We start from the raw sequence: 4,238 nt of genomic DNA on the forward strand, positions 1-4,238 counted from the left end.
CAGCTGGCACGAGGTCGCGGCCCAGCTGGAAAAGAACTTCCCGGCAGTCACAGAGATGATGGACGAAGCGGAGGCGGAGGGGCTGGCGTACTTCGGGTTCCCGGGAGCGCACCGGGTGAAAATCCACTCCACGAACACGCTGGAGCGCCTGAATAAAGAGGTGAAGCGGCGTTCCGACGTGGTGGGTATTTTTCCCAACGAAGAGAGCATAACCCGGCTTCTGGGTGCGGTGCTGACGGAGCAGAACGAAGAATGGCTGTTGCAGAACCGCTACCTGCCGCAGCACAGCATGGCGGAGATAGAGCAGACCGCTGAAAACGATGTGATCGAGGCGCTGCCACTCAGCGCTTAACAGACATATTACCGGACCGGAAGGCTGGATCTGAATTTACACCACCTTGACGGACTCGACCTTTCAGACGGTGACCCGCTATGAAATATGTCTATATGGTAATGGATAGCCGCGCGCAGTTCGATATAGACAGCGCCGCCATTCTGGAATGCTGCGGCGATAAACAACCCTCCTGGCGCACTCTGCGCAGAGACTGGGGCGCTCAGGGCGCAGTTCTGGTCCGCTTCCGTCTGGTTAACAGCGATATGGCTACCGACCCAGAGATTGTTGGCGTCATCAACTGAGGTAACCCCTATGTCATTTAAATATCGGGACAGTCCGCTTTATTACCGGACTGCGCGGGAGGCTTTGCGCCTTGAGCAGTCCGGTGAGTATGACCGGGCGGCAAAGGTCTGGTCCAAAGCCAATCGCGAATCACGTAACGAACTGAATCAGGACTGGAGCGAACGCCGGTCTGATTTTTGTCTGATGCAGAACATGCGCGAAAAGCGTAAGGCGGTAGACGAGTGAAAACAGTAATCCGTGTGCTTCTTTGGGTTGGCGGAATTTCGCTGTTTGCTCTGCTGGTTTGTTTCGCCGGTGAGCACGACCGCGAAGATTGCGAGGTTCGCATTGCCAAAGAACTGAGCACTACAGCTGTATACATCAACGGTCATTGCATGGTCAAAGGCTACGGTCGTTTCGACGGGAGATAGCGTTATGGCCTATGAACGTGAAAGCCTTATCGAAAAGCACCTCATCGCCGAAGTGAAAAAGGCTGGCGGGGTCGCCTTTAAGTTCGTGTCACCCGGCCGCCGCTCAGTACCGGATCGCATTGTCCTGCTACCCGGTGGCCGCCTCGTTTTCGTTGAATGCAAAGCACCCGGCAAACCACCACGCGCCGACCAGCTGCGCGAGCACGCACGGCTCCGCGCGCTGGGCTTTACCGTGGTGGTGTTGGATAGCAAAAATTTGGAAGGGATATTGTGATTAAACACCCTAAACGCCTTTATGAATGGAATGGCGCGACCGTGGCGCTTAAGAGCGAAACGGCTAATGGCTGGGCAAAGCTGGACAAAGCTGGAGCCGTTCGCCCATTCCCAGGACGAAATACAGCGCGCCCTGGCCGACGTGACTATCTCCCTCGATGCCACCGACTGGTTCGACATCAAATAGCCCATCCATAACGTGATCCGCGTGGACATGCCGCCGAAAGCCCGCCAGCAGTATCGCGAAATGGAAAAGGAAATGTTCCTCGAGCTGAACGGCGAAGGCATCGAAGCGCCGAACGCCGCGGCAAAGACGGTGAAGTGTCTGCAAATTGCCAGCGGTGCGGTGTACACCGACGACGCCGGGAGCTGGTCTGAACTGCACGACGCAAAGCTGCAGGCGCTGGACAGTATTCTCACCGAAGCAGCTGGCGCGCCGGTACTGGTGGCCTACCACTGGAAACACGATCTCGAGCGGCTGCTTAAAGCATTCCCTCGCGGTCGCCACCTCGACCAGGACCCACAGACGCTGCGCGACTGGAACGCCGGAAAAATCCCTGTGCTGTTCGCACACCAATATGCAGGACGGCGGCAACATACTGGTGTTTTTCTCGCACTGGTGGGACCTGGAACAGTACCAGCAAATTATCGAACGCATCGGGCCAACCCGGCAGATTCAGGCCGGACACAACCGCCCGGTGTTCATTCACCACATTATCGCTGCCGACACTATGGACGAAATGGTGATGGAGCGGCGCAACTCAAAACGAACAGTGCAGGACATCCTGCTCGATGCCATGAAAAAGAGAGGCGTACTATGATTACTGACTTTATGACCGAAAATGAAGTCTCTAAGTTACTGCAGAAAAAACGAACCGCCTTGTACAACCTGCGCAAAAAACACGGTTTTCCTGAACCGGTGCTTACTCATCCGTCGCGCTACAGTCGCCAGGCTGTTGAAAAATGGATTAACGAAGGAGGTGTTAACCGAGCTGTTTAACGTGCCAGAAAATCTTATCAGCATACAGTTCGTACGCTTCTTTCTGCTCTGGCAACCAATCGTGTTTATTATACACCGCCATCACTCCCCCCAGCTCATGCCCCAGCATCTTTTCGGTGACATGGGGCATAACCCCTTCCCCAGATAAATTCGTTACCAGTGAGCGCCGGAAGTCGTGCGTTCGCCACTCCGGTATCTCGATCTTTTCCCTCAGCTTTTTCATGTACAAATTTGCCGATGAACGATCAATCGCTTTATCCAGTTCCTGGCCGGGGAATAGCACATCATGCCCCGCATTAAGCAGCCGTTCGATATACGGTTTCGCCTGGTCGAAGATCGGACGGCGAATGATGTTCCCCATCTTTGAATGCTCTTTTGGCGTCGTCCATATCAGGTCTTCCATGTTGAACTCGCTGGCCGTCGCGAGGCGCAGTTCGGAAAGGCTGGCACCCCATAGCAACAGCAGCTGGTGCAGCACTTTGTTGGATGAAACTATTTTCGAGTTCTCCAGCGCGATCCAGACCTTTGCCAGTTCCGTATAGGTAAGGACGCGGCTACCCTCATCCGGTTTTTTACCGATATTCTTTACGCTGAGTTTGAGCAATTCGCATGATGGAATTAGCTGGCGACTGATACACCAGTTAACGACGGAACGCAGTTGCAGGAGAAGCACGCGCACCTTTTTCTTGTTGAGACTTTCTTGTTTATCAAAAAAACGTACCCAGGCCGAAACCGGAATATTGGCTACAGGCGCGTCCTCGAACTGTGTGTACATAGTGTTGTACACAACCGATTTATACAGGGTCTGCGTGTTGGGCTTCAGGTCAGCGACATACTTATCCCACCACTGATCCAGGCATTCTTTTAATGTCAGTTCACCGTCGCTACGGGCAAAATAGTTTTTGGGGTTAACCCCCTTCATGTACAATGCGCGCATCTCGCCGACGATCACGCGGGCTTCTTTGAGTGACATTGACGGATAACGTCCGACGGTAAGGCGCACAGGCTTACCATTCCAGCGGTAACGATACTGGAAAGAGATTGTGCCCGTAGGGGTAACCCTCGCGCTCAGTCCGTCGCCGTCGGTGATTTCCGCCGGGCCGGAATATGGCTTACCGTGAAGGCCGCGCAGTTTAGTGTCGCTCAGTACCAATGCTTTATATCCTGTACACAAATTTATAAGGAATTCTGTACTCATTGTGTACGCATTGGCAAGTGAACAAAGCCTGTTTTAACGTAAAACAAGAAAGCCGAATGTGAACAAAAACGCACTTAAATCTTGATGTTAAACCACTAAAGGCGGTACTATCTGCAAATCGGTGAACAAAAAAATTAATCACCAACAAAGTCCCCTTAGTTAAATGGATATAACGAGCCCCTCCTAAGGGCTAGTTGCAGGTTCGATTCCTGCAGGGGACACCATTTCTTAGTTCGCCTCCGTTCGCTCAGGTTCCTCCCCAACCCTTTATCATCCATATAAACAGCATTTGTCGTCCGCTGACGTTCGCATGAGATCGTTGACTGCCAGATTCTTTTGCGGGCATATTGTGGGCACACTGCAAAATGATCACGGATTTATGCCCACATGCTTACGGTAAAGCAAATCGACTCAGCTAAACCTGCGGAAAAATCATATCGCCTCGCAGTGGCAGGAGGGCTTTTGGCCGAGTCCGTCAAGGTGGTGTAAATTCAGATCCAGCCTTCCGGTCCGGTAATATGTCTGTTAAGCGCTGAGTGGCAGCGCCTCGATTACATCGTTTTCAGCGGGCTGCTCTATCTCCGCCATGCTGTGCGGCGGCAGGTAGCAGTTCTGCAACAGCCATTCTTCGTTCTGCTCCGTCAGCACCGCACCCAGAAGCCGGGTTATGCTCTCTTCGTTGGGGAAAATACCCACCACGTGGGAACGCCGCTTCACCTC

General features: G+C 53.2%; 8 protein-coding genes, 1 tRNA gene and 1 pseudogene. 8 read left to right on the forward strand and 2 right to left on the reverse strand.

The annotated features are described in order from the left end of the window. From BBW68_RS14750 to BBW68_RS19005, 7 genes and pseudogenes are all read left to right on the forward strand, one after another. On the forward strand, positions 1–352 hold a 352-nt coding region (locus tag BBW68_RS14750; protein WP_186821356.1), incomplete at its 5' end, for a transposase. An 80-nt stretch (positions 353–432) separates the two neighbouring features. Then, entirely contained in the window at positions 433–636 is a 204-nt protein-coding gene (locus tag BBW68_RS14755) for a hypothetical protein (RefSeq protein WP_070135924.1), read from the forward strand. A gap of 10 nt (positions 637–646) precedes the next feature. Continuing rightward, complete coding sequence (locus BBW68_RS14760) at positions 647–862, forward strand: ANR family transcriptional regulator (RefSeq protein ID WP_070135925.1); 216 nt, start codon at positions 647–649, stop codon at positions 860–862. Further along, positions 859–1,047, forward strand: a complete 189-nt coding sequence (locus tag BBW68_RS14765; protein WP_070135926.1) for a hypothetical protein — start codon at positions 859–861, stop codon at positions 1,045–1,047. The genes BBW68_RS14760 and BBW68_RS14765 overlap by 4 nt, the downstream gene beginning before the upstream one ends. Before the next feature lie 4 nt (positions 1,048–1,051). Continuing rightward, positions 1,052–1,321: a PDDEXK family nuclease gene (locus BBW68_RS14770; protein WP_070135927.1), complete on the forward strand. Its 270-nt coding sequence runs from the start codon at positions 1,052–1,054 to the stop codon at positions 1,319–1,321. Between the two features lie 72 nt (positions 1,322–1,393). Continuing rightward, a pseudogene (locus tag BBW68_RS20025) lies at positions 1,394–2,141 on the forward strand (ATP-dependent helicase); the annotation flags it as partial. Continuing rightward, entirely contained in the window at positions 2,138–2,320 is a 183-nt protein-coding gene (locus tag BBW68_RS19005) for a helix-turn-helix transcriptional regulator (protein ID WP_070135928.1), read from the forward strand. The pseudogene BBW68_RS20025 and the gene BBW68_RS19005, both read left to right, overlap by 4 nt. On the opposite strand, the gene BBW68_RS14785 is transcribed toward BBW68_RS19005, so the two are convergent. Next, positions 2,304–3,473 carry a tyrosine-type recombinase/integrase gene (locus tag BBW68_RS14785; protein ID WP_070135929.1) on the reverse strand — a complete coding sequence of 390 codons (1,170 nt, stop codon included), beginning with the start codon at positions 3,471–3,473 and terminating at the stop codon, positions 2,304–2,306. The genes BBW68_RS19005 and BBW68_RS14785 overlap by 17 nt on opposite strands. Positions 3,474–3,667: 194 nt before the next feature. Between BBW68_RS14785 and BBW68_RS14790 the strand changes: the two genes are divergently transcribed. After that, positions 3,668–3,742: transfer RNA gene (locus BBW68_RS14790), tRNA-Arg, on the forward strand. 301 nt (positions 3,743–4,043) lie between these two features. Here BBW68_RS14790 and BBW68_RS14795 read toward each other — a convergent pair. Further along, positions 4,044–4,238, reverse strand: a 195-nt coding sequence (locus BBW68_RS14795) for a transposase (protein ID WP_186821357.1), incomplete at its 5' end; no start/stop codon positions are given.

Source organism: Candidatus Erwinia dacicola (genome assembly GCF_001756855.1).
In the GTDB taxonomy this organism is placed as follows: domain Bacteria; phylum Pseudomonadota; class Gammaproteobacteria; order Enterobacterales; family Enterobacteriaceae; genus Erwinia; species Erwinia dacicola.

Bases quoted from the DNA above. Each gene is read 5' to 3' on its own strand.
- BBW68_RS14755 (WP_070135924.1), top strand. From the start codon at position 433: ATGAAATATGTCTATATGGTAATGGATAGCCGCGCGCAGTTCGATATA.
- BBW68_RS19005 (WP_070135928.1), top strand. From the start codon at position 2,138: ATGATTACTGACTTTATGACCGAAAATGAAGTCTCTAAGTTACTGCAG.
- BBW68_RS14760 (WP_070135925.1), top strand. From the start codon at position 647: ATGTCATTTAAATATCGGGACAGTCCGCTTTATTACCGGACTGCGCGG.
- BBW68_RS14770 (WP_070135927.1), top strand. From the start codon at position 1,052: ATGGCCTATGAACGTGAAAGCCTTATCGAAAAGCACCTCATCGCCGAA.